General features: G+C 52.8%; 26 protein-coding genes, 1 tRNA gene and 1 pseudogene. 20 read left to right on the forward strand and 8 right to left on the reverse strand.

Features of this window, described 5'->3' with window-relative positions:
* Window positions 1-52 precede the first annotated feature (52 nt).
* A pseudogene (locus ACZ5GQ_RS02040) lies at window positions 53-2,499 on the reverse strand (valine--tRNA ligase).
* An 86-nt stretch (window positions 2,500-2,585) separates the two neighbouring features.
* On the opposite strand from ACZ5GQ_RS02040, the gene ACZ5GQ_RS02045 reads away from it, so the two are divergent.
* The 4 genes from ACZ5GQ_RS02045 to ACZ5GQ_RS02060 all read left to right on the forward strand — a co-directional run bounded on the left by ACZ5GQ_RS02045 (window position 2,586) and on the right by ACZ5GQ_RS02060 (window position 5,692).
* Window positions 2,586-3,239: a hypothetical protein gene (locus ACZ5GQ_RS02045; RefSeq protein WP_498856992.1), complete on the forward strand. Its 654-nt coding sequence runs from the start codon at window positions 2,586-2,588 to the stop codon at window positions 3,237-3,239.
* Between the two features lie 38 nt (window positions 3,240-3,277).
* Window positions 3,278-4,681, forward strand: a complete 1,404-nt coding sequence (locus ACZ5GQ_RS02050) for a class-II aminoacyl-tRNA synthetase family protein (RefSeq protein ID WP_498856993.1) — start codon at window positions 3,278-3,280, stop codon at window positions 4,679-4,681.
* Window position 4,682: 1 nt separating this feature from the next.
* On the forward strand, window positions 4,683-5,147 hold the full coding sequence (locus ACZ5GQ_RS02055) for a RecB-family nuclease (RefSeq protein WP_498856994.1): 465 nt from the start codon (window positions 4,683-4,685) through the stop codon (window positions 5,145-5,147).
* 152 nt (window positions 5,148-5,299) lie between these two features.
* Window positions 5,300-5,692: a hypothetical protein gene (locus ACZ5GQ_RS02060; protein WP_498856995.1), complete on the forward strand. Its 393-nt coding sequence runs from the start codon at window positions 5,300-5,302 to the stop codon at window positions 5,690-5,692.
* Window positions 5,693-5,797: 105 nt separating this feature from the next.
* On the opposite strand, the gene ACZ5GQ_RS02065 is transcribed toward ACZ5GQ_RS02060, so the two are convergent.
* Window positions 5,798-6,103 (reverse strand): hypothetical protein, encoded by a 306-nt coding sequence (locus ACZ5GQ_RS02065; protein ID WP_498856996.1) that lies wholly within the window; start codon window positions 6,101-6,103, stop codon window positions 5,798-5,800.
* Between the two features lie 120 nt (window positions 6,104-6,223).
* Complete coding sequence (locus ACZ5GQ_RS02070) at window positions 6,224-6,856, reverse strand: zinc metalloprotease (RefSeq protein WP_498856997.1); 633 nt, start codon at window positions 6,854-6,856, stop codon at window positions 6,224-6,226.
* 81 nt (window positions 6,857-6,937) lie between these two features.
* Between ACZ5GQ_RS02070 and ACZ5GQ_RS02075 the strand changes: the two genes are divergently transcribed.
* The gene (locus tag ACZ5GQ_RS02075) at window positions 6,938-7,450 is read left to right on the forward strand and encodes a nicotinamide-nucleotide adenylyltransferase (RefSeq protein ID WP_013266199.1); all 513 of its coding nucleotides are present in this window, start codon (window positions 6,938-6,940) and stop codon (window positions 7,448-7,450) included.
* An 18-nt stretch (window positions 7,451-7,468) separates the two neighbouring features.
* Here ACZ5GQ_RS02075 and prf1 read toward each other — a convergent pair whose 3' ends face one another.
* Window positions 7,469-8,599: a eukaryotic release factor 1 family protein gene (gene prf1 / locus ACZ5GQ_RS02080; protein WP_498856998.1), complete on the reverse strand. Its 1,131-nt coding sequence runs from the start codon at window positions 8,597-8,599 to the stop codon at window positions 7,469-7,471.
* A 136-nt stretch (window positions 8,600-8,735) separates the two neighbouring features.
* On the opposite strand from prf1, the gene ACZ5GQ_RS02085 reads away from it, so the two are divergent.
* Window positions 8,736-11,147, forward strand: coding sequence for a hypothetical protein (locus ACZ5GQ_RS02085; RefSeq protein ID WP_498856999.1), 2,412 nt, complete (start codon window positions 8,736-8,738; stop codon window positions 11,145-11,147).
* An 80-nt stretch (window positions 11,148-11,227) separates the two neighbouring features.
* Window positions 11,228-11,740 carry a hypothetical protein gene (locus ACZ5GQ_RS02090; RefSeq protein ID WP_498857000.1) on the forward strand — a complete coding sequence of 171 codons (513 nt, stop codon included), beginning with the start codon at window positions 11,228-11,230 and terminating at the stop codon, window positions 11,738-11,740.
* A 39-nt stretch (window positions 11,741-11,779) separates the two neighbouring features.
* On the opposite strand, the gene rimI is transcribed toward ACZ5GQ_RS02090, so the two are convergent.
* Complete coding sequence (gene rimI / locus ACZ5GQ_RS02095) at window positions 11,780-12,370, reverse strand: GNAT family protein (protein WP_498857001.1); 591 nt, start codon at window positions 12,368-12,370, stop codon at window positions 11,780-11,782.
* 95 nt (window positions 12,371-12,465) lie between these two features.
* Between rimI and coaBC the strand changes: the two genes are divergently transcribed.
* From coaBC to ACZ5GQ_RS02115, 4 genes are all read left to right on the forward strand, one after another.
* Window positions 12,466-13,707 carry a CoaC/EpiD family decarboxylase gene (coaBC, locus tag ACZ5GQ_RS02100; RefSeq protein WP_498857002.1) on the forward strand — a complete coding sequence of 414 codons (1,242 nt, stop codon included), beginning with the start codon at window positions 12,466-12,468 and terminating at the stop codon, window positions 13,705-13,707.
* Between the two features lie 139 nt (window positions 13,708-13,846).
* The gene (locus tag ACZ5GQ_RS02105; protein ID WP_498857341.1) at window positions 13,847-14,650 is read left to right on the forward strand and encodes an NAD+ synthase; all 804 of its coding nucleotides are present in this window, start codon (window positions 13,847-13,849) and stop codon (window positions 14,648-14,650) included.
* Between the two features lie 33 nt (window positions 14,651-14,683).
* Window positions 14,684-15,523, forward strand: coding sequence for a pantoate kinase (locus ACZ5GQ_RS02110; protein ID WP_498857003.1), 840 nt, complete (start codon window positions 14,684-14,686; stop codon window positions 15,521-15,523).
* Window positions 15,524-15,531: 8 nt separating this feature from the next.
* Window positions 15,532-16,332, forward strand: a complete 801-nt coding sequence (locus tag ACZ5GQ_RS02115; RefSeq protein WP_498857004.1) for a 4-phosphopantoate--beta-alanine ligase — start codon at window positions 15,532-15,534, stop codon at window positions 16,330-16,332.
* Here the strand turns inward: ACZ5GQ_RS02115 and ACZ5GQ_RS02120 are convergent.
* The gene (locus ACZ5GQ_RS02120; RefSeq protein ID WP_498857005.1) at window positions 16,282-16,917 is read right to left on the reverse strand and encodes a hypothetical protein; all 636 of its coding nucleotides are present in this window, start codon (window positions 16,915-16,917) and stop codon (window positions 16,282-16,284) included. The genes ACZ5GQ_RS02115 and ACZ5GQ_RS02120 overlap by 51 nt on opposite strands.
* Before the next feature lie 73 nt (window positions 16,918-16,990).
* Here ACZ5GQ_RS02120 and ACZ5GQ_RS02125 point away from each other — a divergent pair, with 73 nt between their 5' ends.
* The 3 genes from ACZ5GQ_RS02125 to ACZ5GQ_RS02135 are packed head-to-tail and all read left to right on the forward strand — an operon-like array spanning window position 16,991 to window position 18,982.
* Window positions 16,991-17,404, forward strand: a complete 414-nt coding sequence (locus ACZ5GQ_RS02125) for an ATP-binding cassette domain-containing protein (protein ID WP_498857006.1) — start codon at window positions 16,991-16,993, stop codon at window positions 17,402-17,404.
* Window positions 17,405-17,457: 53 nt separating this feature from the next.
* Window positions 17,458-17,784, forward strand: coding sequence for an ATP-binding cassette domain-containing protein (locus tag ACZ5GQ_RS02130; protein ID WP_498857007.1), 327 nt, complete (start codon window positions 17,458-17,460; stop codon window positions 17,782-17,784).
* Window positions 17,765-18,982, forward strand: a complete 1,218-nt coding sequence (locus ACZ5GQ_RS02135; RefSeq protein ID WP_498857008.1) for an ABC transporter permease — start codon at window positions 17,765-17,767, stop codon at window positions 18,980-18,982. Before ACZ5GQ_RS02130 ends, ACZ5GQ_RS02135 begins: the two co-directional genes overlap by 20 nt.
* Before the next feature lie 45 nt (window positions 18,983-19,027).
* On the opposite strand, the gene serS is transcribed toward ACZ5GQ_RS02135, so the two are convergent.
* Window positions 19,028-20,407, reverse strand: a complete 1,380-nt coding sequence (gene serS, locus ACZ5GQ_RS02140; RefSeq protein ID WP_498857009.1) for a serine--tRNA ligase — start codon at window positions 20,405-20,407, stop codon at window positions 19,028-19,030.
* A gap of 168 nt (window positions 20,408-20,575) precedes the next feature.
* A tRNA-Ala gene (locus ACZ5GQ_RS02145) sits at window positions 20,576-20,648 on the reverse strand.
* Window positions 20,649-20,755: 107 nt separating this feature from the next.
* Here ACZ5GQ_RS02145 and ACZ5GQ_RS02150 point away from each other — a divergent pair.
* The 6 genes from ACZ5GQ_RS02150 (at window position 20,756) to ACZ5GQ_RS02175 (ending at window position 25,744) form a co-directional block, all read left to right on the forward strand.
* Window positions 20,756-21,187, forward strand: coding sequence for a translation initiation factor aIF-2 subunit beta (locus ACZ5GQ_RS02150; RefSeq protein ID WP_498857010.1), 432 nt, complete (start codon window positions 20,756-20,758; stop codon window positions 21,185-21,187).
* 164 nt (window positions 21,188-21,351) lie between these two features.
* Window positions 21,352-22,656: an FAD-dependent oxidoreductase gene (locus ACZ5GQ_RS02155; protein WP_498857011.1), complete on the forward strand. Its 1,305-nt coding sequence runs from the start codon at window positions 21,352-21,354 to the stop codon at window positions 22,654-22,656.
* Window positions 22,653-22,958, forward strand: coding sequence for a ferredoxin family protein (locus ACZ5GQ_RS02160; RefSeq protein WP_498857012.1), 306 nt, complete (start codon window positions 22,653-22,655; stop codon window positions 22,956-22,958). The genes ACZ5GQ_RS02155 and ACZ5GQ_RS02160 overlap by 4 nt, the downstream gene beginning before the upstream one ends.
* A 12-nt stretch (window positions 22,959-22,970) precedes the next feature.
* The gene (locus ACZ5GQ_RS02165) at window positions 22,971-23,825 is read left to right on the forward strand and encodes an electron transfer flavoprotein subunit beta/FixA family protein (protein ID WP_498857013.1); all 855 of its coding nucleotides are present in this window, start codon (window positions 22,971-22,973) and stop codon (window positions 23,823-23,825) included.
* The gene (locus tag ACZ5GQ_RS02170) at window positions 23,822-24,925 is read left to right on the forward strand and encodes an electron transfer flavoprotein subunit alpha/FixB family protein (RefSeq protein WP_498857014.1); all 1,104 of its coding nucleotides are present in this window, start codon (window positions 23,822-23,824) and stop codon (window positions 24,923-24,925) included. Before ACZ5GQ_RS02165 ends, ACZ5GQ_RS02170 begins: the two co-directional genes overlap by 4 nt.
* Before the next feature lie 6 nt (window positions 24,926-24,931).
* Window positions 24,932-25,744, forward strand: a complete 813-nt coding sequence (locus tag ACZ5GQ_RS02175) for a hypothetical protein (protein ID WP_498857015.1) — start codon at window positions 24,932-24,934, stop codon at window positions 25,742-25,744.
* Window positions 25,745-26,094: the final 350 nt, after the last annotated feature.

The raw sequence follows: 26,094 nt of genomic DNA on the forward strand, positions 1-26,094 counted from the left end.
TCTAACAGCAGAAGCGTTCATAATTTGCTATTATATTGAAAAGTCAGCGCCCTCAGGAAGGAGGCAGCGGAGCTAGGTAGACTCCAGGACCTATATTGGCCCACTCAGGCATGGACCTCTCATATGTCATGAACTCGGCCTTATGGAAGGGCTTTAGGTCGTCTAAGTAAGGCGACAGTCTGGCCGGCACCGCCACGGCGTAGCCCTTTATGGGGTCCGACAGCCTAAGCCCGTTTGCCTTCTTATAGGCCCATATTGAGCTGTTGACATTCATGATCTGCCTGGCGTCCTCGGCCAGTTCATTAATTTTAGGCTCCTCTAAGAGCCTCTCAGGCAAACGCTCCCTGTGCACGCTCCTTCCATAGAGCTGCCTATAGATGTAGTCGGTCACGAACGGCATTATGGGCGACAGCAACACTATGGCTGCCCTAAAGATCCTGTGCAGAGTGTACCAGGCCGAGGCCCTGTCCTCGTAGGGGTAGCTCTCTGAATACGCCCTGTCCTTAACTAGCTCAACGTAATGAGCTGCAAAGACGTTCCACGTAAGCTCATAAAGCTGCACCGCGGGCTCATAGACATCAAGGTCCTCATAGCCTTTGACTGCGGCATCCAAATACTGCTGGGCCAGGGCCAGGAATGCCTTGTCCACGGGCCTGAGCCTGCTAACCTCACTAGGCTCCGGGAACGCAGATATGAACCTTGCCAGGTTCCAGAGCTTCGTGGCAAAGTTCCTGCCTGTTATGACCTTCTTTTCGTCATACCTATAGTCATATCCTAGCTTGGCCGATGAGGCAGCCCAGAAGCGGAAGGCGTCAGCACCATACTTGTTTATGATGGGGTCAGGGTCTATTACGTTGCCTAAGCTCTTGTGCATGGGCCTTCCCTTGGGGTCAAGGCCCATGCCGGTTATTCTAATCCACCTAAACGCTGGCTTCCCAGTTAGCTGGTAGACACGCAGCAGCGAGTAGTAGAGCCACGTCCTTATGATGTCCTCGCCCTGGGGCCTCAGCACGTTCGGGGAGGCCCTCTTAAAGAACTCTGGGTCCTCGAGCCACTTGGTTACGTAAAGCATTGAAATGCTTGAGTCAAACCAGGTATCGAAGACGCGGGTCTCCCCCTTGAGGTACTCCTTGGGCACCCGCACACTGGGCACTTGTCCCACGGCGGCTCCTCCTCCCAGGGCCTGTAGTACTTGCCTGGCTCCGGGACCAGTAGGGACCCGCACTTGGTGCACCTCCAGAGAGGGATTTCGGTGCCGTAGTACCTGTCCCTTGATATGGGCCAGTCCATGGCTATGGAGTCAAGCCACTCAAGCAGCTTCTTCCTGTGAAACTCTGGCCTTATGTCGAGCCTGTTCACGAGCTCCTTCATCTCTTCCCTCAGGTCAAGCTGCCTCAGGAAGAGCTCAGTCCTGTTTATTATCTGCAGGGGGGTTTTACACCTCCAGCAGACAGGCACGGTGTGCTTAATCCTGACCTTCTTAACTAGCAGCCCCCTCTTTTCAAGCTCCTCAGCGACCCTTTTGCGGGCCTCCTCAACCTTCAGGCCGGCCAGGAACCCTGCCTCCTCCGTCATGCGGCCATCCTGGTCTATAATAACCTTGGGCTTGAGGTTCAGCTCCCTGAAGAGCCTTACGTCGTCCTCATCGCCGTAGCTGCAGACCATCTCGAGCCCTGTGCCAAAGTTCATATCAACGCTTGGGTGCTCCACGATCGTGACCTCATGTCCAAATATTGGCGCTATGGCCTTCTTGCCAGCGAGGCCCTTGTATCTGCCGTCCTGGGGGTTGTAGGCCAGGGCTGCACAAGCGGGTAGCAGCTCAGGCCTGGTGGTGGCGACCACAAGGTCCTGGCCTGAGTCGGCGAGGCGGTATTTAATGAAGTAGAGGAAGTCTTCCTTCTCCTCATACTCTATCTCAGCCTCAGCCAGCGTAGTGCCGCAGCGGGGGCACCACCTCACAGGCCTCTCGGCCTCATATATCAGGCCCCTCCTGAACAGGTCTATGAACGTCTTCTGGGTCATGGTTCTGTACTTAGGGCTGTCAGTGCCGTCGCGCCAGTAGTCGAAGGAGCAGCCGAGCCTCGTCCACACGTTAACAAGGTCGCTCTCAGCCTTGTCTAAGAACTCCTTGCACAGTCCAAGGAACTTCCTCCTTCCTTCAGGCGTCGCGGCCATTTCCTTGGCATTGATGCCGTAAGTTCTCTCCACCTGGACTTCAACTGGCAGCCCATTTCTGTCAGCGTAGAAGGGCGCCAGCACGTAGTATCCCTTCAGCCTGAAGTACCTTGCAATCATGTCTATCTGGGCGTAGTGGGCTGCGCCCCCCACGTGCCACTTGCCGCTGGCGTAGGGCGGCGGCGTATCTATTACTATCACCTCCTTCTCGCGCCACTCGGCGGCACCAGCTGAGGAGGCGGCCTCCTTGCGCCATATGTCGAGTAGCTCTAGCTCCTTGTTGACGTCCCATCTGGTCTCGCTGATCTTCGGCTCTAGCTTCAAATCAGGTCACACCTTTCAGACACTCAAGGCTCACAGGTTTTATTTTCCTTATTATCTCACCGCGACCACAGCCTGTCCGAGAGGGCATGGGCTGGGCTAGGGTAGCGGCCGTTTTAATTGTGGCGACCATCATAGAGGCAATATCCGTTGTGGCAAGGCAGCGGCCTACCGCTGCAACAAGCCTTGGGGGCTTTATTAGCTATATCCTGCTACTTTCGGCGCTGCCTCTAGCGACCGCTGTGGGAGCAGCCTTGTCAGTGATCCTCACGGGAAGTCCTTATCCCGCTGTGGCGATTTCCTTCATACCTCTTGGCTCCTCGTCGTCGTTTCAGGCCTTTCTGGTAGGCCTCGCGTCTCTGACAGTGGGCCTGATCGCCGCACTGGCCACTTACTTCTTGATAGGGCTGAGGTGGCATCAGCCAGGCTCTGGGTTAAAAGTGAGGGTGGGACCTCCCTCGGCAGTCCCCCTGGCTTCAGCATCTCTTGGGCTAGCCCTTCAGCTATTTTTTGGGTTCCTCATAGGCTCCCTATTTTACAGCGAGGCCATCTATTTGGCGGCGTCGGTTGCGGGTGCAATAGTATCGTCCCTAGCTCTAAGGGGGAGGCCCAAGGAACTCATATATGGCTTCCTGTCATCGCTCGGCCCGCTCGGCTTAGCTGCGGTGCTCTCAACCGTTATAGTTCAAGGGAGGGGCCCTGATGAGGCTAGTCAAGAAGTTCAGGCACCTAAGAAACCTTAAAAAAGCACTTCATCTCACAGTGAAAGCGATGATAAAAGTTGAGCCAAGAGAAGGATCACATGGACTATGCCCAGGACCTTGACATAGCTGCCAGGCCGGACTTAACGATATCCGTGCTGGGAACCGACGTAGGGTCGCTGCTGGGCCACGGGATACCTCTCTTCACTATAGGCGGCGGATACTTTAGGTCCGCGCTCTCGCAGATACTGGTCAACTTCCACGCGAGGAGAGGCTATTACATAGCGGAGACGCCTATAGTGAGCAGCGGCGCCCTCTTTGAGCTCTCAGGCCACATGGGCTACTACAAGCAGAACATGTTTGTCTTCCAGGTGGAGGGCAAGGAGTACGCCGTAAAGCCTATGAACTGTCCTTTCCACATACTTATATTCCTCAGCGAAATTACAAGGCACCGCAGCAAGGTGAGCCTGCCGTTTAAGGTGTTCGAGGTCGGCAGGGTTCACAGGCTTGAGCCGAGCGGAAGCGTCTATGGACTCCTTAGGCCGAGGAGCTTCACGCAGGACGACGCGCACATAATAACCCTTGGCAAGGACGCGGTGAACGTCGTAACCTCAGTGTTTGACGAGATGGTAACCATCTACTCAAAGCTGTTCAACGTGGAGATGAGCCCGTCCACGGTAACGCTCAGGCTAAGCCTCTCTGACAAGAGCAAGATAGGGACAGACTTCATGGGCACCAGGGAGGAGTGGGAGAAGGCCGAGGACTTCCTGAGGGGCGCGCTGGAAACCATAGCGGACAAGTATGGGCTGAAGTACACTGCGGCCGAGGGCGAGGCAGCATTCTATGGCCCAAAGATAGACGTGCTGGTTAAGCTAGGGAGCGGCCAGGAGAGCAAGGAGTGGCAGCTTGGCACTATACAGTTCGACTTTAACTTGCCCAGGAGGTTTAAGATATTTGAGGTCGTGAGGGAGCTCTATGGGAGCGAGGATGTTTATATAATACACCGCGCCCTAATAGGCTCCATAGAGAGGTTCCTCGGCGCGTACCTTGACAACTACAAGGGCAGGCTGCCCTTCGTCCTAGCGCCGCTGCAGTTCGCGGTACTAGCGATAAAGGCTGGTGACGAGTACGACAAGAGAGTTGAGGACTTCGCCCTATCGCTTCACCGCGCCTTAATAGCTAAGGGCTTCAGGTCAGGCTATATGGAGACCACCAGGACCTCGCTCTCAGGCGACGTGAGGCTCCTGGAGTCAGGCCCTAAGCCTGCGGCCATAATTTACGTGGGAAGAAGAGAGATAGAGAAAGGCTCTGTGACCGTGTCAATTTACGAGGGCGGCTCCAGAAGGCAGACAGCTGTTAATGCCAATGAACCCCTGGGGGCCGCGGACGCCATAGAGTCCCTGGTCTCCCGCTTGGAGGAGCCCGTAAAAGAGATAGCCGGAATGGTTCCAAGGATCCCCGGCGACCTGAGTTACCAGCTGTGAGGTGCGAGGCTTGAGGAAGGTCATACCGGTTATTCACAACACCTCAAGCGTCCAGAGGCTAGTTGATATGGCCAGGATAGTGCTAAGCATGAACATAGACCTCCTGGTGGCTACCAAAGTTTACGGCGCTGCGGCTCAGTCAGGCATTGCTGAGGCCTTCAGGCTTCTGCTCAAGGCCGGCAAGGGCCTGGTCGTGCTGCCCGAGCTCAAGGACGCTGTGGAGACCTATGGTAGCACGCAGGTGTTCTTAGTAGATAAGGAGCACGCCACAGAGCTCATAGACCCTCTCTCGGGGGACTTCGCCTCTGGCTCAGGCGGTCCAATAATGCTAGTGTTTAATGGCTCCGACGCTCCTTTTGGCCCACAGGAGCTCTCCCTTGGTAAGCCAGTCTACATAAAGGGTCTATCCTATAGGGCTGGGAGCACCGCGGAGGCCTCGCTGCTGCTCTACGGGCTCCTAAGGTAGGGCCTCGTTATGTGAACTGGAACCTTTCAAAGTCGGCGCATTAAGTTTATCTTTTATGTTACTTAATCGCAGTTTAACTAATTTCCCTCTACTTCAGAAAGCGCTTTAACTTTTAGGTTTCAGTTACCTACACTCTGCAGGTGAAAATTAATATGAATGATGGGAAGAGTGGTGGGAAAGACGGCTCGCAGGTTAATGATGTTTCGATAACCGAGGCCCTTTCTAGGATATATGAGGACGGCGATGTCATCGTCTATACGGCGCCTAATGAGGAGGAGCTTAAGGAGATCCTGATCAACCTTCTTCGTCGTAACGGTAGGATGTCCGTGAAGGATTTCCATAAGTACCTCTCAGGCCTGGCCAGCGAGGATAAGATAAGATACGCGCTGAGCGAGCTGCTACGGAACGACGTCGTGACTATGGACAAGCAGGGCTACTTCTACCTCACCGAGCTTCTAGAGACTGAGGGCGAGTACTGGAGCGACGAAGGCGGGGATGGCTCCGAAATCAGTGAGGAGTCTGACAGCCTAGACAACTCTATGTGAATGTAGGTTAGGGATGGCAGCCTTTCACTAAAACGCGTTTTTACGTTGTGGATGAACGGCTGCACGGCAAATTATGTGTAATATCTGCAGTGGGTAAGTCAAGCGTCAAATAGATGTTATGCCCCACACTATATCTTGGAAGCTATTTGGCAGCACCTTCTTCTTGGCAACATAATCATCGTAGACTTTCTCCAAGAAGTTGGTAAACGTAGGGCATCCATCAAACCTGCCTTCGCGATCACACTTGCCTTGCTGGTTGTTCATGGTTACCATGAGGAAGCATATCTGCGTCTTTTTATCGTAATATGGGCAAAGCTTGTGCTGGCTCTTGGCGCTCTTGATGATCTTTATGACCCACCGTCTCTTGCCATCCTCTTTGTCGGGCTCCCTTTCATCAGGTGTAAGCGACACAAAGCCTCACCGTAAGACTCACAGGCACAGAAAAGTAAAAACCTTCATATGCAGTCCAGAAAATATTTACCGGGAAGATCCCCCATACAAAGTCGCCTCAGGCAAAAGGGTCTCTTCCTTTTAGAGAATTATTGACGTCGCTATGAAGAAAGCTATAGATACTACAAACATAGCTATCCACAGCTCCAGGCTTAGCCTGAAGATCTTGTATCCATCTAACGGCGGTATGGGCAGCAGGTTAAAGAATGCCAAATAGGAGTTTACGTTTGAGAACCCTATAAGCCATGTGGAGGCAAATGCTGAGATAAACGTACTGGATCCCAGAGCTCTTGTTATCACACCAGCGACGAGGGCTACTATGGCCATTACTATGTTGCTCGTGGGGCCTGCAGCCACCGAGCGCAGGATGCCTTTCCTATCTTCTTCGAAACCATGGCTGTAGACTCGAGTATAGCCTGGGGCTATGAGCTTTATAGGGAGAATCGCGGTGACTAAAGTAATAATTACCCCCAGCCAATTAATGACATAACTTGACCTCATGCCATAGCGGCGTGCGACGTTTCTGTGCATGAGCTCATGAACAACCATGCCAATAACAACCCCTCCAACTATGTAGCTATAAACTGAGGTGTACGTGGCTAGCCTGAAGGCCTGAACGCCCGTCATGGCGACAAGCACTGCCAGGATCCCAATAATCCATGAGTAGGGTTCGTCCACCTCAGCGTAGTACCACGGCCTTCTCCATGGACGCAACTCAACGCCCTCTTAAGCATGAAGCGGAGCTTATTTTAGTTCTTTCGCCCAGTCATCAGAGGGCTAACTTTGACGGAACGAGTGTTGCTCTACGGGAGGTTCCAGCCTTTTCATAGGGGCCACGTGAGCCTCGTTAAGTGGGCTCTGTCGCAGGGCTTCGATGAGGTGGTAATATTAGTTGGTATGGCCTCGGAGAACTACACCGTGAGGAACCCATTTACAGCTGGTGAAAGGATCGAGATGGCAAGGCTCTCAGCCAAGGACGAGAACATAAGCCTCGACAGGATAGTCACAGCCACCATAGAGACCCTGGAGGTGAGCATCGGGTGCGCTTACTACGTGCTGTCCTACGTGCCCAAGGTTAAGGCAATAATGACTAGAAACCCAGTCATAGGCAAGGCGTTTTCAGATGCTGGCATAGAGGTCATAAGCCCACCTACCTTCAACCGCGAGGAGTGGAGGGGCGAAAGAATACGTGCAATGATAGCCCGCGGCGACCCCAAGTGGAAGGAGTACGTCACGCCCTCCGTAGCAAAGTTCATAGAGGAGATAGGAGGCGTTGACAGAATACGGAAGATATCCTCTGAGGATTAACGGCCGCTGTCTGAAAGCCTAGCTTTGCTGCAGAGAGAGGTCGACCTTGTACCTCAGTATTCCAGCTAGGCCGTCAAATGTTTTAAGAAACCACTCGGACTCCGGCAGGGACTCGGGTATTATATAGACCTTAGCTCCCATGGACTCTGCCTTCTCCTTCCACTTTTCAACGTCCTGCCTATCCTCATGTATTAGAAGTACGGCCACAGCACCCATATCAAGGGCCTTCTCTATGTCATCGGGGCCATATATGGCTAGCCCCGTCCCCTTAGCTAGGTGAAGCTTAAAGTTTTCGAAGGCATTTATAGTCTCCCTGTATAGAGACAGCTGAACTACATCGTCAGCCTTCTCCAGGGCCTCTCTTATGCCCTCTTCGCCCTGATATGAAACGTCAATTAGATGCGGGTCTACGATCTTCTGAAGTCTGTAGTCAAGGTACCCGGACTTGACGAAGTCGGACTTAGCGTACCCAGGCCCTGCAACTATGATGGCTTTAAGCTTGCCAGTTTCGTATATAGGCAGAAGGTACTCATTAGCTCTTTCGCCCACCTTTTTCATGAAGTCGTCAACCATCTGTTCTATAATCCTGTCATATCTCCTCTGGCTCTGCCCTCCCATCATATGTTTTCCAGGTATGAAATCCTCAAGCTCCTCCAGAACCTGTATCCTTGACCCTTTGATTAGGCCTATAGTGGCGTGATCTCTCTCCACTATTATGACTCCTACGGAGTCCTCGCTCTCTATCATGTCTTCTAAGATTTCCGTTATGAACCTTTTGTCAGTCCTATAGTAAAAGACTGGGACCTTCTCAGGTGGGCTGAAGACATAGCACTTGAAGTCCCCGTTGTCAAGGTTCTCGCCGCAGAAGGCGACAAGGCCGTTGGGAGGAACCTTGGGTATCATTGAGAGCCTGTCTATGGCAGCCGCGATAGCTCTCTTCACGGCGTTTCGAGTTCGCTTAAGCTTAATGTTATCGGCCAGGGAGAGCTCCTCTCTAAGCATCTGAGTTACATCGCTTATGGGCCTCCCGGGTGGGACGTAAAGGCTTAGCAGCACAGTGGCCGGGGCGCTCCACTGCTTAAGCTCATTTATGACCTCCTTGAGCGTTCGCTTATCGACCAGCAGCTTCTTCTCTAAGTCCTCGCTCATGGTTCCTTCCGGTTTAGAGTTAAGACGGAGCCTATAAGGCCTTTCCTATTATTTACTCAATTTCTTTTTATATTATTCAAACATGAGTGGGTAAAGTATATAGTGCTTGCGCTCGCAAAACGCTTTGGGTACTCTAATGTCTAGAAGTGGCGGCTCAAGGGCTCAGGGCGAAGGGTCTTTTATAGATGTCATAGAAAGGTTTTCGTTACCTATATCGTTGGCCGTCTTACTAGTCATGATAATAGTTAGCACCTACATAAGGCTCCTGCCAGGCCTAATTTATGGATTCAAGTATGTCAATGGCAATGACCCTTGGATATTTTATTGGCTAGCCAATTACTTCTATGCTCACAACCTAGGCGGGCTTTCCCAGCTGTCCCACGTTGGCACGTTCTGGTACCCGTGGGGAAGGAACTTCCTGAAGACTGAGTACCTTGGCATTCCGTGGCTCGCGGCCTTCATAACTAAGCTTCTGGGCAAGGGTCAGGCCTTCATAATAGAAGCTGAGGGCCTTGAGCCAGTCATATTTGCTGTGATAGGAATAGCGGCCACTTACATGGCCGTCTACAGGGCCACCAGGTCAAAGCTGGGGGCAATCACCGCCGCGTCGGTCTACGCCTTCTACCCGGCCATAGTGCTTGACAAGTCCTTCGCCACATACCCCGGCAAGCAGGTCTCTGGCCTTGGGATAATAGCGCTCTCGCTATACTTCCTGGCGGTGGCCTATACCTCCAGTTCAAGGGTTAGGTCCATAGCGGCCGCGCTGGTGGGCGGCATAGTAGGGGGCTCTCTTGCATGGCTATGGGGAGGCTATGAGTACGTTGCATTAATACTGGCTGTTATAGTGCTGCTGGATCCCTTCATTGTAAGCCCCACCATGGACAGGTTCTATAAGCACCTGGCCGCATCAATAGGCTACCTGGCGGTACTTTCAACGTCCCCCGCGGTGGGGCCCGCCTATGTCTATCACAGCCTGGGCCTCGCTCTCTTGGCTGTCCTTGTTGTTTACCTGCTGGAGGCCAACGTTGAGAGGCTGCACCTAGAAAAGATACACCTCACGGGCACGTTTACAAGGAAGATGCACCTGTGGGTCATAGTCCTAGGGGTAGGACTCCTTGCGGCAGCCGCCATGTCGGGCATAATATCGTTGCCCTCAAGAGTGCTGCTGGCCCTCGGTATAAGGCCTCTGACGGGCATAGTGCCGCTCACAGTGCAGGAGTACATGCCCATACCGTTCTCGGAGGCAATGGCGGAATACGGGCCCGTCTTCTTTGTGACGCTAATAGGGCTGATAGTGTTCATTTACGACATTACTTTAAGGCGTGAGAGGCTGAGCAGCACCGACACTTTAAGGGTAGCGTTCTTGGCGCTTGGCGTGCTCTTTACAATAGCTAGCATCAACGAGGCCTACTTCATACCCTCTGCCGCGTTCTTCCTGGCCCTCTCCACGGGAACCTCCATAGGGGCTTTAACGTCCATGCACACCAGCTACTTCGACAAGAGGCTAAGGCGCACCTACTATAAGAGGGAGCCAGCTGCGCTTGCGGTGGGAATAATACTGGCCATAGTTGTCCTTGGGTTCGCAGCTTATTACATACCTGAAGATTATACTGCGCTGAAGCTGGACGCGCCAGCGGTGACCACTGGTTGGCTAACGGCGCTTTCGGTGCCCACCTCCAATGGTAGTAGTAGAATCATAGTACCCATTAACAACGCGTGGCTCGCAGCTCTCAATTACATAAAGTATAACACCTCAAAGAACTCCATAATAGTATCGTGGTGGGACTATGGCTACTGGATAGCAGCGTTAGGCAACAGGACGACGGTGGTTGACGGCTCCACAATCAACGGGACTCAGATAGGGCTGGTAGCTAACGCGTTCACGGCCCCTGTAAATCAGAGTCCAGTTTACCTTGAAATGATGAGGCTGCCGCCTAACGATACATACCTAATAACTTATGATATATTCATTGGCATTTATGACAACAGCACCCACAGCGTGATAATGTTCCCATATCCTAATGTATATCCTGTTAATCCTCAGGCTGGGGTTTACGCTATAACCTACGGGCTCGGCGATATCGCGAAGTCTTACCAGATGTTAAGGATAGCCCTCAGAGTTAACCCATATAGTGGCAGCCCCTTCTTCTCTAACTATACCTCGGTAACCACGGAAGGTAACTACGAGTTTTACCAGTTCCCGGCGTTTGTTGGAGGCCCGGAGTCCAACGTCAGTTTAACCCTTAACACTACCATATACGACCTCATGATGTATGGCATCAGCGTGCTAAACAAGTACGGCTACTTTGGGGCAGGTGCAAGGTTCCTCAGCAACATAACCTCATTTGTACCCGCGGGGGTGCAATACGTTGATCCGCTCACGGGCTCTATAGTGCCAGAGCCCATAACTCCTCCCAGTCCACTGCCCTACTACCAGCCGGTCAAGGTGTTCGTTTCAGTGCCCTACGCGTGGAGCCCAGCGGGCTCCAACGTGACGTACTTCTATAGCGTTGTCGTGTTCCTTTATAGGTGGACAGGCGCCATTTAAGCTTAATATCGCCTCAGCCCTTCATTTTTGACCTCAACCAATTTAACTTTTGATTACAGCACATTCTCAGGTGCAGCTAATTGCCAAAGCTGTTTGGAAAGAAGTCGCAGCCCGCAGACCTAAGGCGGCAGGCTCTGGATAACTTGGTAAAGGCCCAGGCATATCTAATTAACGCAAAGAAAAGCGTACGATACAGCATAGCGAGGCTGAGGTCTTACTCCCAGGGGAGCGAAGTTAGGCAGATGGAGGAGGCCCTGAACGCGCTTGACTGGCTGCTTGATTGGGCCCTATTAAAGGTGCAGACGCTAATTACCATAGGTCTAGTAAACTGGAGGGAGGTGGCCATGGTTATGAATGTAGTAAAGAAGGTTATGCAGGATTATAGCTACCTGGATCCAAGAATTGAGGAGGAGATCTCGGGTGCCGAGGAAAGTCTCTCGAGGGCATGGATGAGCATAGAGCCATCGTTGCCGGAGGGATTTAGCGACAGGGACCTGATGTCAATAGATGAGGAAGCTAAAAAGGTCATTAGAGAGGCGGAGAGCGTCGCAAGGAGCAGGGGGAGCACCAGTACTCTGGCATCACAGCAGTAATGCTTTGACTAGGAGCCTCGGCCCCGCCTATTAAGATGCCTATCGCACGGGCTTTAACCTCTTCACCATTACGTAAGCGTCCTCGCCATCCCTGTAGTAACCTTTAATGATCCTAACCTTTTCAAAGCCAAACTTCTCGTAAAGGCTTATAGCGGGGGCGTTGGAGACCCTGACCTCGAGGTATATAGCGTCTACGTCATACTTGGACTTAAGCACATTTATAGCCTCGTTCATGAGAGCTGATCCAACACCCTTACGCCTATACTCAGCTAAAACGGCTATGGAAATTACGTGACCCACCTTAGCAGGCTCTGAAAACCTCCTCTTGATGGCGCTCAGCAGGCCTTCGTTTCTTTCCTGTTTCTCCGCTAGCTCATTTTCGAGGCCCATGAGCACCCTGTCGTGAGTTTCCTCGACCCTGTTCATAATATAGCCTATTATTTTGCCCTGGTGCTCGGCCACTAGGAAGGCGTCTCCCCACTCGTTAAGCACATAAACGTAGAAGCTGTACCAGTAGTTCTCAGGAAGGCTCGCAAGGTTTACCTCCATCACTTGATCTATGTCCTCTTCCCTTGCCCTTCTTATTATGAAGGAAAAGCCTTCGCTACCCTCCCGCTCCTCCGCTTTCACTTCAGGGCGCCTGAGAGCCTGTAACTTTGCAAGGTTAATAAACGGCTCTTAACTTTAAATTACAGGCATGCAGAGAGAGCTGTTGGGCTAGACCTTTGAGCTTCAGGCACCCCTCGCTTGACATAACAGGGTCTACGTCAAAGGAGCTTGCAGGACACTGCATAGCCTTGGGCGTGACTGCCAGCGCCTCAATATACAGGTCGCTTGATACGGCAAGGGCCCTCATGAGGAGGGGGGCTGAAGTACACGTTATAATGACTAAGGCTGCAGCTGAATTGGTCAACCCGAAGCTATTTCACTGGGCTACGGGGAACAAGCCCATAGTTGCGATAGGAGGCAATATAGAGCATGTGGAGATGGCTCACAGCTGCTCTGCCATGTTGCTCGCCCCCGCGACTTATTCATCTATAGCTAAGCTCGCGTTAGGCATAGCAGACAACCCAGTGGTGCTCACAGCCATAACAATGATGGGTTATGGAAGGCCGGTGGCCGTGGTTCCAGCAATGCACGAGGGCATGGAAAGGAGCCCCCAATATCAGGACGCCCTGCGCAGGTTGAAGGACATGGGAGTGCTAGTGGTGCCGCCCCTTGAGGCCGAGTCCGTGGCTAAGTACCCGGACCCCTATTTGGTGGCCCGCGCGTTTACCTCGTTTGCCCTGAGGGGCTTCGATATGAGGGGTCTCAGGGTGCTGGTCATCGCCGGCGCCACCAGGAGCTGGATAGACTCGGTGAGGTTCGTGTCCAACCCTAGCTCCGGGAGGATGGGGGTTGAGATAGCCATAGATGCCTTTGCAAGGGGAGCGGAAGTTGACCTAATATATGGTCACGTTGACGTCGAGATACCGCACTTCATAAATTCCTACCATGTCGAGACTACGGAGGAGATGGCAGAAAAGGTGCGGGAGCTTACAGCTTCGAAAACTTACGACATAGTAGTTGGTGCCGCGGCGCCTCTGGACTTCACGGTAGAATCCCCTTATAAGGGCAAGCTTAAGAGCGACTCAAGTTATGCGGTGACCCTTAGGCCTGCGCCAAAGACCTTAAAGTCCATAGTATTGAGGCCCAGAGTCCTGGTGTCATTTGCTGCCGACGTAGCAACTACTGAGGAGGACCTCATAAACTCGGCCATGGAAAAGGCCTCCAAGTACGGTGCCACGCTAGTGGCCGCAAACCCAGTTAATATAGGAACCTATGGCTTTGCAAGCGAGTACGATAAAATAGTTATAGTTGACACGGGCTCCGGTAAAATCTATGACCTGGGCTTAGACAGGAAGGAGGTGCTGGCCAGGAAGATTATGGATATCGCGCTCTCGCAGGTAAGGACTACTCATGGCTAGTCGCGCATCAAAGGCCTTGCTAGCGCCCAGGGTTTAGCTGAAAGGCTGAAGATCACCATATTCAAAGAACTTTATAAGTGTGGCACCTTAGGTGTAAAAGAGGGCCACCTTGAATCCCAGGAGAATTTTGTTGGATGACGTGATTAACATAGACTATGAAAAAGCCATAGACGCTGTGACCTCCTTTATAAAGGATTTCCTAGAGAACTCCTCCGTCAGAGGCTTCGTGATAGGTCTTAGCGGCGGCGTTGACTCAGCGGCCACCTACTTTGCCGCCGTTAGGGCGGTCGGTCCGGAGAAGGTCATGGCCTTAATTATGCACGACTCAACTGTAACCCCAAAGGAGGACGTCGATGACGCAAAGCACCTGATAGAAATTGCCAAGACCTCATATAATATAATAGACATAGCTCCCATAGTTGACACCTACAGGTCTACCATACCGGTCTACGATCCTTCGGACACTGTTCCGCTGGGCAACCTGAGGGCCAGGATCAGGATGTCGTTACTTTACTACTATGCCAATAAGTTTAACTACGCTGTCCTGGGCACCGGGGACAGGAGCGAGGCCTTCCTAGGCTACTTCACCAAGTATGGAGACGGGGGCGTCGACCTACTTCCCATAGCGCCTCTCCTGAAGAGCCAGGTCAGGAGGTTTGCACTAAAGCTGGGGGTGCCAGAGAAGGTGGCGTTCAAGCCGAGTAGCCCAAGGCTCTGGCCGGGACAGACCGCTGAAGGCGAGCTGGGAGTTAGCTACGATCAGGTAGACGTCGTTATACATGCTATTGATGACCTTAAGCTATCGCCGTCAGAGGCTGCTGAGGCGACAGGCGTTAGCTTGGAAATCATCAATAAGATCCTCCAGCTAAACAGAGCCACACAGCACAAGAGGTCGCTGCCGCCGTCACCTCCATTGGAGAGCGTGGTTAAGTACTTGCAGTGATAAAAGCTCTACTTTTAAGTAAGGTGTTTTGGGTTGGCTCCCGTCTGCGCCTCAGTGCCACACCACATAACTGCCGCCTTTGTTCCAGCGTGGGGCAACACGCCTAGGGACTCAGGCTCCATAGGCGTAGGTATAGCTGTAGAGCCGCGCCTCGAGCTATGTTACGACCTGAAGCTGTCAGGGGAGCCTGCAAGAACTGCGGTAAAACTCCTTGAAAACAACGGTGTCGATGCTCTAAGGGTGAGGTCCTCTAATCCACTGCCGTGGGGCTTCGGCTATGCTACTAGCGGCGCTTCAGCGGTGGCAGCAGCTCACCTGGCCTCTTACCTTAAGGGCAAGAACCTGAGCTCCCTTCTGCTTCAGGCGCATGAGATAGAAGTTCAGGACAGGACGGGCCTCGGGGATGTGTTAGCCATTAGCTGCGGTCTAGGACTGGTGCTAAGGAGGAGACCTGGACCCCCTGGCATAGGCCAGGTCGACTGCATGTACTTGCCTAGGAGCGTCTCGTTGCTTTCAATAGAGGCCGGAGGGATGAGCACGGAATCACTGCTTTCCTCGCTGAGCGAGGAGTTCTACACAGAGTCGTCCATTGTACTTAAGAAACTTGACGAGGAGTTAAGCCTTGAGGCGTTTATAGAGAGCGTGAAGGCGTTTAATGACAAGCTAAGGCTCCCCAGCTCTATACTGGGAGCGCAGGGCTTTGAGTACGTGGCTAGAACCCCTGGCCTCTTAGGTTATTATGCTAAGAAGAGGCTAGTAGTTCTCATATTAGAGAATGACTTCATAAGCGACGCGGTGGACTACCTTAGAAAGGGGCTTCCATATAGCATAAGGGAGTTAAGTCCTTCGGAGGCAGGTCCTTACTTGAGGTGAATGAGCACATGGAGGATATACCAAGGAGCCATCCAAGGTACTGGTCGCTGCTAACAAGACAGAAGCTAGTGGACGCCATGAAGGAGGGCGTGGTCGTCCCCCAAGGGTTGATATCCCACGGTAGAGGGGAGGCGTTTGACTATATACTTGGTGAGAAGAGCCTAGACTTTGCCCTTGAAGCTGAGAGGGCAGCCGTGGCTGCGATGCTCCTTGCTAAGAGGCCTATTATCTCTGTGAACGGAAACTATGCTGCTCTAGCGGCCGACGAGATAGTGAAGCTCTCAGAGCAGCTAAACGCCCCAATAGAGGTGAACGTCTTCCATAGAACTGAGGAGAGGGTAAAGGCCATAGAGGACTTCATGAAGAGGCATGGGGCCACAAGAGTTTATGGAGTCGAGTGCCAGAAGACCCACATACCAGGTCTTGAGAGCGCGAGGGGCATAGTGTGCGTTGACGGAATATACTCGGCGGACGTTGTCCTAGTAGCGATAGAGGACGGCGATAGAACTGAGGCGCTCAGAAGGATGGGCAAGGTAGTTATAGCGATAGACCTTAATCCCTTCAGTAGAACCGCTCAGGCAGCCTCAATAACGATAGTGGACGAGGCTATAAGAGCCACAAAGAACATGATTGGCATGGCTGAAGAGCTTAAAGGCTTAAGTAAAGATAAGCTAAGAGAGGTAGTCAGCAGCTACAGCAACAGAAGGACTCTAAGCATGGCATTCAAGGCCATGCTTGAAAGGCTTGAGTACGCGTCCTCAAGGGGAATCATAATCGACCTGGGGTTCCGTGACGAAGTTAACGTTTGAGCGGGCGCCTGCGTACCTAGGAGTAACTATTTCCTCTGCTAGTCTAATTATTTCTTCTGCGAGACTTATCTCAGAGGAGAGCTCGTCCGGGTACTGCGACTTGGCCTTCTCCAGGAACTCCACCAGAAGGGGAAGCGTAGTAAAGGCCTCCTTGGCTACTGTGGCCTTATCCCCCCTCCTTGAGGCCGCCCTGAGTTCCATGAGGAGCCTCTGCGGGTTAAGGCTGTAGAACTGTATCTTTAAGAGCTTTAGCCTGTAGTCCTCATCCTCGGCTGTGGGCTTTCCCTCATACTTAGCTATGGCCTCCTCAACATCCCTCCTCTTTAATATAACCCACCAGTGCTGGTTGCTGCTCCTGTAGGAGGTCCTTATAATGCCGTAGTTCTTTTCCAGCGCGTAAAGCAGCGGGACGGGATTATAATCAAGGCCGTAGGCTGTTAGTTTGTCCTTAAGATCCCTTAGGCTGAAGTCGCCAAGCTTAGCCCCACCCCTTAGCGACGCCTCTAGCATTGACTTAAGGACATAGTAACCCCTATCGCCATACTTTGCCAGGAACTCCTCCACGCTAGAGGCGTCGCCCTCCATGTCAATCGCCACTGCTGCTGAAGCAATTTAACTACTGCATCCACAGGTCCTACCTAAGAGCCGGTGGTTTTCAGTGAAAGCTGCCTTAGGCCAGCCCGCAGGGCTTCCTCTGGACAATAGTGAGAATGTGATCGAGGCCCTAGAGGTGACTAAGAAGTTCGGCAAGACGCCTGCCCTAAGGGGGGTTAACTTAAAGGTCAAGAGAGGGGAGGTTCACGTAATAGCTGGCCATAACGGCGCGGGCAAGAGCACGCTATTTAAGATAATAATAGGTCTCGTGAGGAGGGACTCGGGCTACCTCAACGTCCTTGGGGCGGATCCCTCAACACCTTCGTGGCGTAGGCTCGTCAGGTACATAGGTTATGTGCCTGAGGACGCGTCACCGTATGAAAGGCTCACGGGCTACGAGTACCTGAGGTTCTTTGCTAGGCTTTACGCTAGGGACTCCAGCGAGGTCGAGGAAATGGTAAAGGTAGGCGCAACATAGCCGGCCTAAGCGATAGAGACCTGAGAAGAAAGGCCGGCGAGTACAGCAATGGAATGAAGCGGAGGCTCCTGATAGCCAGGGCGCTCATGCACAGGCCTTTGTTAGTTTTACTTGATGAGCCGACCAATGGCCTGGACGTCTTCTCAGCTCATGAAGTTAGAACCATGATAAAATCCCTCTCGCGCACAGGCGTTACGTTTGTCATAGCTACTCATAACATGGCTGAGGCCGAGTACTTGGCAGACAGGGTAACGTTCATAGCCTACGGTAAGACGCTGTTCACTGGCAGCCCAAAGGAGGCCAGGGAGTCCTTCGAGGCTGAGAACCTAGAGGAGGCGTTCGTTAAGGCGGTGAAGTCCTATGAGGGTAGAGGAAGTTAAGGCTGTACTCTGGAAAGAGCTCCTCGATATGGCTCGCGATCGCAGGGCCCTGGCACTTATGATAATAGTACCCCTCGTGGGGCTTCCGCTGATGGCGCTGCTTGCCGGGGGCCTCAGCTCTGCGCAGCTTACTACCGTCTACATACAGGTCAACGACACGAAGTCCCTTGGGATAGCTCAGTGGCTTGGCGAGAGCATAGTTAAGGAGTCTGAGCAGCAGGGCCTAAAGGTTAATTTAACTATATCTAGCGAGCCTCCCCCTCAGGTTTATGATATCGAGATTATAGTACCTAGGGGTTTCTATGATAACCTGACGTCCGTGGACGGCGTAGCGACACTTATTGTGAGGGTCATGGTGGGCAGCTACGCTGCCCAGGAAGTGGATGGTGTTATTTCCTCAGTGGTGTCGCAGCTTAGCTCCGAGGTAGTTGACCACAGAGTGGATACCCTTGCGAGGATAGCGGGCGTTAACATCTCTGCGCAGAGGCTTCTTAATCCGGTGGTGATAACTACCGGCTATATATTGCCCTCTGGCAGGGCTGCGAGCGCCCAGCAGGTTCAGCTCTCGCTCACAGTGAGGCTACTTCAGTTCTCTCTGTTCTTCGTTGTCAACCCGGCGGTGGTGCTGATGAGCGACGCCTTCCTTGGGGAGAAGAAGCGCAAGACCCTTGAGGTGCTCTTAACGTCGCCGCTCTCAAACGCATCACTGCTTGTGGGCAAGCTTCTCTCCTCCGCAGTGATGGGCCTCGCAATTGCAGTGGCTGACAGCGCGGGCTTCATTATTTACTTCCTCATGTTGGCGGCCTCGGCGGGCCTTAAGCTAACGCCAGCGCTTCTCGGACTTAACATGGTCGACTCAGCAGTCTTAGTGCTGATGACTTCATCATTTATAATGCCCATAGTTCTAAGGAGCCCCTCGGCCAGGGCAGCTCAGGCCTCCGCCTACGCACTACTTATGGTGGCGCTAGGCATTTACTTCAGCGCGCTCTTTGTTAACGTAAGCTCGCTGCCTGCAGCTATAAAGTATGTGCTCATGGCAATACCCTTCACTGAGGCCTCCCTCGCGCTCTCGAATTATGTTGTGGGACAGTACTTGATGGCAGCCCTTGACATACTAATAATGGCGGCGTTCACAGCGCTGTTCATTGTCCTGTCGCTTAAGGCTTTCAACCCAGAGAGGTTAGTGACGTCAAGGTGATTGAGCTAAAGAAGGAGAGGTTTTAGCTAGCTGCTGAAAAAGGGGTTAAATTGCTTTGCGTGGCCTGGGCTTTATGAAGTCCTTTGGGGCAGCCTCAAAGGGCTCGAGGTACTTCCTGAGCACCTTAGGTATTATAACCGTTCCATCGGGTTCCTGGAAGTTCTCTAGTATGGCCGTAATAGTCCTCGTTGACGCTATTCCCGTGCTGTTCAGGGTGTGCACGTACTCGCCCCTCTCCATGCCCTTCCTCCTGATTAACCTTATGTTAAGCCTGTAGGCCTGCCAGTCAGTGCAGTTGCTGGCGCTGACCATCTCACGGTACTTGCCCTGGGCAGGCATCCAGGCTTCCAAGTCATACTTCTTGACAGCGCAGGCCCCTAGGTCCCCGGAGGCTATGTTCACAACCCTGTACGGTATACCCAGGCCCTGGAACAGCTCCTCAGCGTTTGATATAAGCTCCTCGTGCATCTTCTGGCTCTCCTCGGGCTTTGAGAATATGAACTGCTCAACCTTATGGAACTGGTGAACCCTAAATATTCCCTTAAGGTCCTTGTTGGCTGCTCCGGCCTCGCGCCTGAAGGCGGGGCTTATTCCAACGAACTTCTTTGGAAGCTCGTCATCGTAAAGCTCTTCATTATAATACATTGCCGCCAGTGAGTGCTCCGCGGTGGCTATCAGGTAAAGGTCGTCATTCTCTATTTTATAGATGGCATCCTGGAAGGTTGCTAGGTCTATGACGCTGTTTATGACCTTATACCTCAGCATGTAAGGCGGCAACACTAGTGTGTAGCCCTTAGAGGTAAGCTTGTCAATAGCGTAGAGCAGCAGGGCGAAGTCCAGCCAAACTAGGTCATCAAAGAGGTAGTAAAACCTGGAGCCAGCGACCTCGGAGGCCTTCTCGGTGTCACCAAGCTTTAGGACGCTCTCGAGCATGTCAGCATGACCTACAGGCTTCCAGTCTATCAACTCATAGGGCACGTTAAAGCCATAGGCCTCGGTCTGGGCCTTGAAAGCGTCAAGGTACTCGCGGTACACCTTAGGGGTTCCCCAGAACCTTACCGGCCTCGTGGCCTCCTCCCCGCCTACAGGAACGTCGTCAAGAACAATGTTTGGCAGTCTCCACAGCGCCTCCTCCCTCTTTGCCTCAAGCTCGCTTAGCCTTCTCTCTGCGTCTTCAAGCTCCCTGCTGAGCTCTTTGGCCTGAGCCAGGAGCTTCTCCTTTTCCTCCCCCTTCGCCTTAGGGATTGCGGCGCTGATGACATTATGCTGATGCCTCAGCTCATTTATCTCTGCCTGCACCTTCCTCCACTGCTCGTCAAGCTGAACAGCCTCATCTATTATCTTGACGTCTATCTGCCTCTTTCTGGCAACCTCCCTAAGAGCCTCTGGGTTCGTTCTAAGGAGATTCAGTATGCTCCATGGCATTTACCTTCACCCTCGTGTCTGGCTTCTGGCCCTAATGGTGAGTTAAAGGCTTAAAAGCCGTATATGATGATTAATCGCGGGAGGTTATTATAACAAGGTTACTATAAAACAATCAGTACTTGCCAGGTCAGCTTTCATGGCAGATCACGTTGTTTCCCTAAAAATAGGTGGACCGGCCGGGACTTGAACCCGGGACCTCTCGGGTGCAAGCCGAGCGCTCTTCCAGCTGAGCTACCGGCCCACCCGCTGGCAGAACTGCCTTTGGCAATTTTAAGGCTTAAGGCCTATCGGAAGGCGTAGACCATCAACTTATATCCCTTTCGCAGGCCTGTAGCTAGGGATGCAGCGTTGAGCGGGGACCTAGAGAAGTTAAAGGACTATGAATGGCTGCTTGACAGGGTGTACAAAAAGATACCCCCAAAGAGCGGCTCAGGAACCTTTGAACTGCCAGAGCCTCAGGTAATAAGGGTCGGGACACAGACCATTATAAAGAACTTCAGGGACATTTCTCAGAAGTTAAAGAGAGAGCCTGACATGGTCTCACGCTACTTAATGAAGGAGCTGGCGTCCGCGGGCAGCTATGAGGAGAGCTCTGGGCAGCTCGTGTTAAGCGTTAAGGTCTCCAGTAAAGTGTTGAAGCAGCTTCTCGATATGTTCGTTAAAAGCTACGTCAGGTGCCCTACTTGCGGAAGCATAGATACCCACATAGAGAAGAGAGGCAAGGTATGGGTTCTAGTCTGTGAGGCCTGCGGCGCGGAACAGACGCTGAAGCCATTCTAAACCCTTTGTGAAGACTTTAGGGTCCTTTACTCCATGCTTTGGAAGAACATATTAGCCAAACTTAACTTAGGTTAACTTAGATTTTCAAGTTATAGATAATTAATACACAGGTTGGAAGTAAACTTTAAAGCACGCCCACAGTCAAATGTAATGGTGCCTATGCTTTGAGCTCAGTACCTACGAAGTTCGACGTAGTGGTGATAGGCGCAGGGCCGGCGGGCTCTGCGGCAGCCTACACTTTAGCCAAGGAGGGCTTCAAGACCCTTCTAATAGATCGAGGCAGGGGAGGGGGCGAGAAGGAGCTCTTTGGCGGAAGGGTTTACGCGCAGCCCCTTAGGGAGGTCTGGCCAGAGCTTGACAAGGAGGCCCCCATACAGAGGTGGGTCACACGAGAGAGGATAAGCGTGGTCAACGGTGAGGAAGTTTTCACGGCCGAATACAAGAGCCCCGCCGGCAAGAGCTTCACCGCCTTCCTGCCGCAGCTGACGTCATGGATGGCGCGCAAGGCTGAGCAGGCAGGAGCCCTTTACGTTAACGAGATCACCGTGGATGAAATAGTATTCAAGGATGGCAAAGCAGTAGGGGTAAGGAGCGGCTCTGACACCGTAGAGGCTGATGTGATTATAGACGCGGAGGGAGTTAACAGGCTCCTGCTTGAGAGGGCCGGCCTTGTGGAGAAGCTCAAACCTGATCATGTGGCCCTTGGAGTTAAGGAGGTCCTAAGGACTGGCGCCACGCAGCTTGAGGCCTCGTTTGGCATTGACTCAAACGAGGGCGTCGCCTGGGTTGTGGTAGGTGACATAACTAAGGGCATCCCAGGGGGAGGCTTCATTTATACTAACAAGGAAACGGTTAGCATGGGTGTGGTTCTTCACCTAAAGCATGCCATAGAGGCCATAGAGGCCGGAGCCCTGAACCAACACGTTTACGAGCTTGTTGAAGGCTTTAGGCTTCACCCGTTCTTCAGGAGGCTCTGGCGTGACGCTACAATTTCAGAGTACGGGGGCCACCTGACGATTGAGGGAGGGCTTAAGTTCGCCCCTGAGCGGTTTGCCTATCCGGGCCTTCTGGTAGTTGGCGACGCGGCCGGTCTGCTCTTAAGTACCGGCATAAACTACCGTGGAGTTGATTTTGCGGTCTATAGCGGCAAGCTGGCCGCCGAGGCTGTTAAGTATGCCAGGGACCACGGAGGCTTTACATATGAGAACATAAGCGTCTACGAGACCTATCTTAAGAATAGCTTCGTGTACAAGGACCTCAAGAAGCACCTGGCGGCGGAGATGCTGATGAATGACCCAACGCTCTTTGCGAAGCTACCTAGAATAGCCTTGGGCCTCTTTAGGGAACTTTACGAGCAGGACTACTCCACTCCAACACCTTACGAAGCTCTAATATCAGTGCTTAGCAACGAAAAGATCGGCCTATTTAACCTCTTGCCATTAACTCTCTCGGTGGTGAGGTCCTTATGAGCGTCCAACAGGCCAAACAGGAGCCTCAGCCCCTGAAGCTAGAAGACATACTTCAGAGCGACGTCTGGAACGTGGATGAGGAACCTCACATAGTCGTAGATTATACTAAGTGCGAGAAGTGCCCCACCAAGCCATGCATCTACCTCTGCCCCGCAGGCTGCTACACGCTGGCCGGCGACAGGGTGGTCTTCAGCTACGAGGGTTGCGTGGAGTGCGGCACCTGCAGGGTGATCTGTCCCATGAATGCAATAACTTGGAACTACCCTAAGAGCGGTCATGGCATTATTTTTAGGTTTACTTGAGGGGGTGGGCTTATGAGGATAGTGGTAGGCATAAAGTGGGTTCCTGGAACCCAGTCAGTGAGGATAGACCCTAAGACAGGCACTCTGATAAGGGAGGGGGTTCCGAGCATAGTAAATCCACACGACTTGCCTGCAGCGGAGCTGGCCCTTAGGCTAAGGGACAAGTACGGCGGTGAGGTAATAGCTATCTCCATGGCTCCTCCCCCAGCGGCGAAAGGCTTGGAGTACCTCGTAGGCATGGGCGTTGACAAAGCCATACTAATAACTGACAGGGCCTACGCTGGAGCTGATACCCTCGCCACAAGCTATGTTTTGGCAAACGCCATAAAGAAGATCGATAAGGAGATAGGTAAGGTAGACCTAGTAATCTTTGGCCAGGAGACCACGGACTCCAGCACGGCCCACATAGCCGCGCAGACGGCCAGCTGGCTTGAATGGCCTTATATATACTATGTCCGGGACGCATGGCTATCAGAGGACGGAAAACTGAGGGTGGAGAGGATACTTGAAGAGGCCATAGAGGAGTGGGAGTTAGACCTTCCAGCTATAATAAACGTCGCCATGAAGTCCCTGAAGCCAAGGCCTGTCACACTGATTAACAAGATAAGGTTTAAGGCGAACCCCAGCATCATGATCACGTGGACTAACAACGACCTGAAGCTGGACCCAAGGTGCACTGGGCTTAAGGGCTCACCAACCTTCGTAGCTAAGACCGTTGACGTCCCTGAGGTGCCGAGGAAGAAGCAGGTCTACGTGCCTAAGGATGGCGAGGACGCTGCCAAGTGGATACTTAAGTCGCTGCTCTCTGATGAAAAGGCCTCTAAGGCGCTGATAAAGGCCCTTAAGGAGGGAGGTGATGCTGCATGAGCCAGTGGGCCGCTCCCTCTTCAGGGTCCCAGGACTGCGAGAAGCTCTGCCCAGAGTGGGAGTGCAGGGACAACAGCGAGTACAGGGGCGTCTGGGTTATAGGGGAAGTAGACGAGAACGGCATTATAGAGCCAAGCCTGCAGATGTTAACGCCCGCCAGGAAGGTGGCGAACAAGCTTAACGTTAAGGTAACTGGCGTACTCCTAGGCAACGGCGTAAAGAAGTTCGCGAACCAGTTCATAGAGTACGGGGCAGACGAGGTCATAGTTGTTGACGATCCTCGTCTTTCCTCCTATGCTCCAAATGTCTACGGAGAGGTCGCGGTGAGCTTAATCAAGAAGTACAAGCCTGAGATGATCTTCGTGGCCGGCACAATGAGGGGGAGGGAGCTGGCGCCATACATAGCCAACCACCTAAGGGCGGGGATAACGGCTGACTGCACAGACTTCGACGTTGACGAGAAAACTAGGGACGTCTTCCAGATAAGGCCTCCATTCGGCGCTGTGCTGCTGGCATACATAAGGACGCCCAACAGAAGGCCCCAGCTGGCGACAGCGAGGCCTAACGTGTTCCCCTTGCCTCAGCGTGACCCGAGCAGGAGGGGAGAGATAATAGAGGAAAAGGTAGATTATGTACCTCAGCCTAAGGCGAGGCTGATCTCCCGCAAGGTTGTGCCAAGAACCGAGGTTCCCATAGAGAAGGCCGAGCTAGTGATAGGTGGCGGCAAAGGCCTTGGAACAGCTGAGGGCTTCAAGATGCTGCAGGAGCTAGCTAACGTCATGGGCGCCGTCGTGGGGGGCAGCAGGAAGGCAGTAGACCTGGGCTGGATACCCCATGAGAGGCAAATAGGCCAGACAGGCAAGTCAATAAAGTCAGTCATATACATAGCCGTTGGCATAAGCGGCGCGGCACAGCACATGTTTGGCGTGAGGGAGGCCGAGGTGGTGGTCGCCATAAACAAGGACCCGACAGCGCCTATATTCTCACAGTGCGACTACGGCGTGGTTGCAGACTACCGCGAGGTTATACCGCACCTGATAAGGATGCTTAAGGATCTGAAGGAGCAGGTAAAGAAGGGCGAGACGCCCAAGATAGAGTGACCAAATTTGAGTCAAGGGGTTGACGAGAGGCTGAAGCTTTTTGAGAGAAGCCTCAGCAGGTTCGCTGGGGTCCTTGGACTTCGAGTAAACATTGAGCTCTCTAGGAAGGTGGAAGAGGTTCAGCTGAAGATAATGGATGACGTAGCTAAAGTTATTGACAGAGTCTGGTCCCAGGGCCTAACATTGCAGGACCTTTTAGCGAGGCTCAGTAACGATGGTATCCTGAGGGAGGAGGCTGTTTACGTGTCAAAGGCCATAGGCGAGAGCCTGAATCCTGACTCGGTGGACGACGTGCTAGCTAGGGCCATCTCTGGCGACATCTCCCAGGAGGGGGCAAAAAGCACCTTAATAGCGTTTCAGGCGATAGCTAGGGCGTACGCTGAGAGGTACTTTAGGGAGAAAGGTTCCATAGAGCACCTCTCGCCCTACTGTCCCCTCTGCGGGGCTGAGAGTCACACCATGGTTAAGAGGGGGGACAAGTACGTGATGGTGTGTCACCTCTGCGGCTATGAGTGGGTCATCGGCAGGGGCTCTCCCGTCTGCCCCTTCTGTGGAAATGATAACAAGTTCAAGCTTGGAACCTTTATGGACAAGGAGTGGAAGTACGGCCTTATGTACTGTCAGGAGTGTGGCTCATACTGGAGGGTCATCTGGGATGAGGAGATGGCTTCAGCGCCTAGCATAGTTCTGCCCCTTCTAGCTATGGCTGCCGAGAGGTTCAGGGACGCCCTGCCCAAGGGCATTATCAATAACTCTCAGGAGCCTGACGCTGAGGTTCCTCTGGACAACAAAGAGGATGAAACCGAAGGTAAGGAGTGAGTAAAGCCAGAGCGGGTTAGGGGTGGTTACATTCTCTTGTTCTAGAGGTCTCCCTTCAGCTAGGCCCTCCCTCGCTGTCAGCCTCTTCAGGTAAGCCCCAAGTATGGGCATGCCCACTATAACCATGTAAGCGGCCATCATTGCGGCCACCCCAAAGACCTTAAGTATAATGTTGTACTTCTTTCCTAACATTATGTCAAGGGTCCTCGATACCACGAGGAGGAAGGTCATCTCTATAGCAGACCCCACCATAGCGGAGGTTAGCCCCACCAGGGAGAGGTCGACGGATAGCGTCGTAAGTCGCCTGAGGATATAAGAGGCTATTGCAAGGACTATGCCTAGAGACATAA

This window comes from Caldococcus noboribetus, assembly GCF_055389385.1.

Coding starts and splice junctions, on each gene's coding strand:
- ACZ5GQ_RS02135 (WP_498857008.1), top strand. CDS start 17,765: ATGAGGGTAGAGGAAGTTAAGGCTGTACTCTGGAAAGAGCTCCTCGAT.
- serS (WP_498857009.1), bottom strand. CDS start 20,407: ATGCCATGGAGCATACTGAATCTCCTTAGAACGAACCCAGAGGCTCTT.
- ACZ5GQ_RS02170 (WP_498857014.1), top strand. CDS start 23,822: ATGAGCCAGTGGGCCGCTCCCTCTTCAGGGTCCCAGGACTGCGAGAAG.
- ACZ5GQ_RS02045 (WP_498856992.1), top strand. CDS start 2,586: ATGGGCTGGGCTAGGGTAGCGGCCGTTTTAATTGTGGCGACCATCATA.
- ACZ5GQ_RS02060 (WP_498856995.1), top strand. CDS start 5,300: ATGAATGATGGGAAGAGTGGTGGGAAAGACGGCTCGCAGGTTAATGAT.
- ACZ5GQ_RS02085 (WP_498856999.1), top strand. CDS start 8,736: ATGTCTAGAAGTGGCGGCTCAAGGGCTCAGGGCGAAGGGTCTTTTATA.
- ACZ5GQ_RS02115 (WP_498857004.1), top strand. CDS start 15,532: ATGGAGGATATACCAAGGAGCCATCCAAGGTACTGGTCGCTGCTAACA.
- ACZ5GQ_RS02120 (WP_498857005.1), bottom strand. CDS start 16,917: ATGGAGGGCGACGCCTCTAGCGTGGAGGAGTTCCTGGCAAAGTATGGC.
- ACZ5GQ_RS02165 (WP_498857013.1), top strand. CDS start 22,971: ATGAGGATAGTGGTAGGCATAAAGTGGGTTCCTGGAACCCAGTCAGTG.
- ACZ5GQ_RS02130 (WP_498857007.1), top strand. CDS start 17,458: ATGAAGCGGAGGCTCCTGATAGCCAGGGCGCTCATGCACAGGCCTTTG.
- ACZ5GQ_RS02160 (WP_498857012.1), top strand. CDS start 22,653: ATGAGCGTCCAACAGGCCAAACAGGAGCCTCAGCCCCTGAAGCTAGAA.
- prf1 (WP_498856998.1), bottom strand. CDS start 8,599: ATGAGCGAGGACTTAGAGAAGAAGCTGCTGGTCGATAAGCGAACGCTC.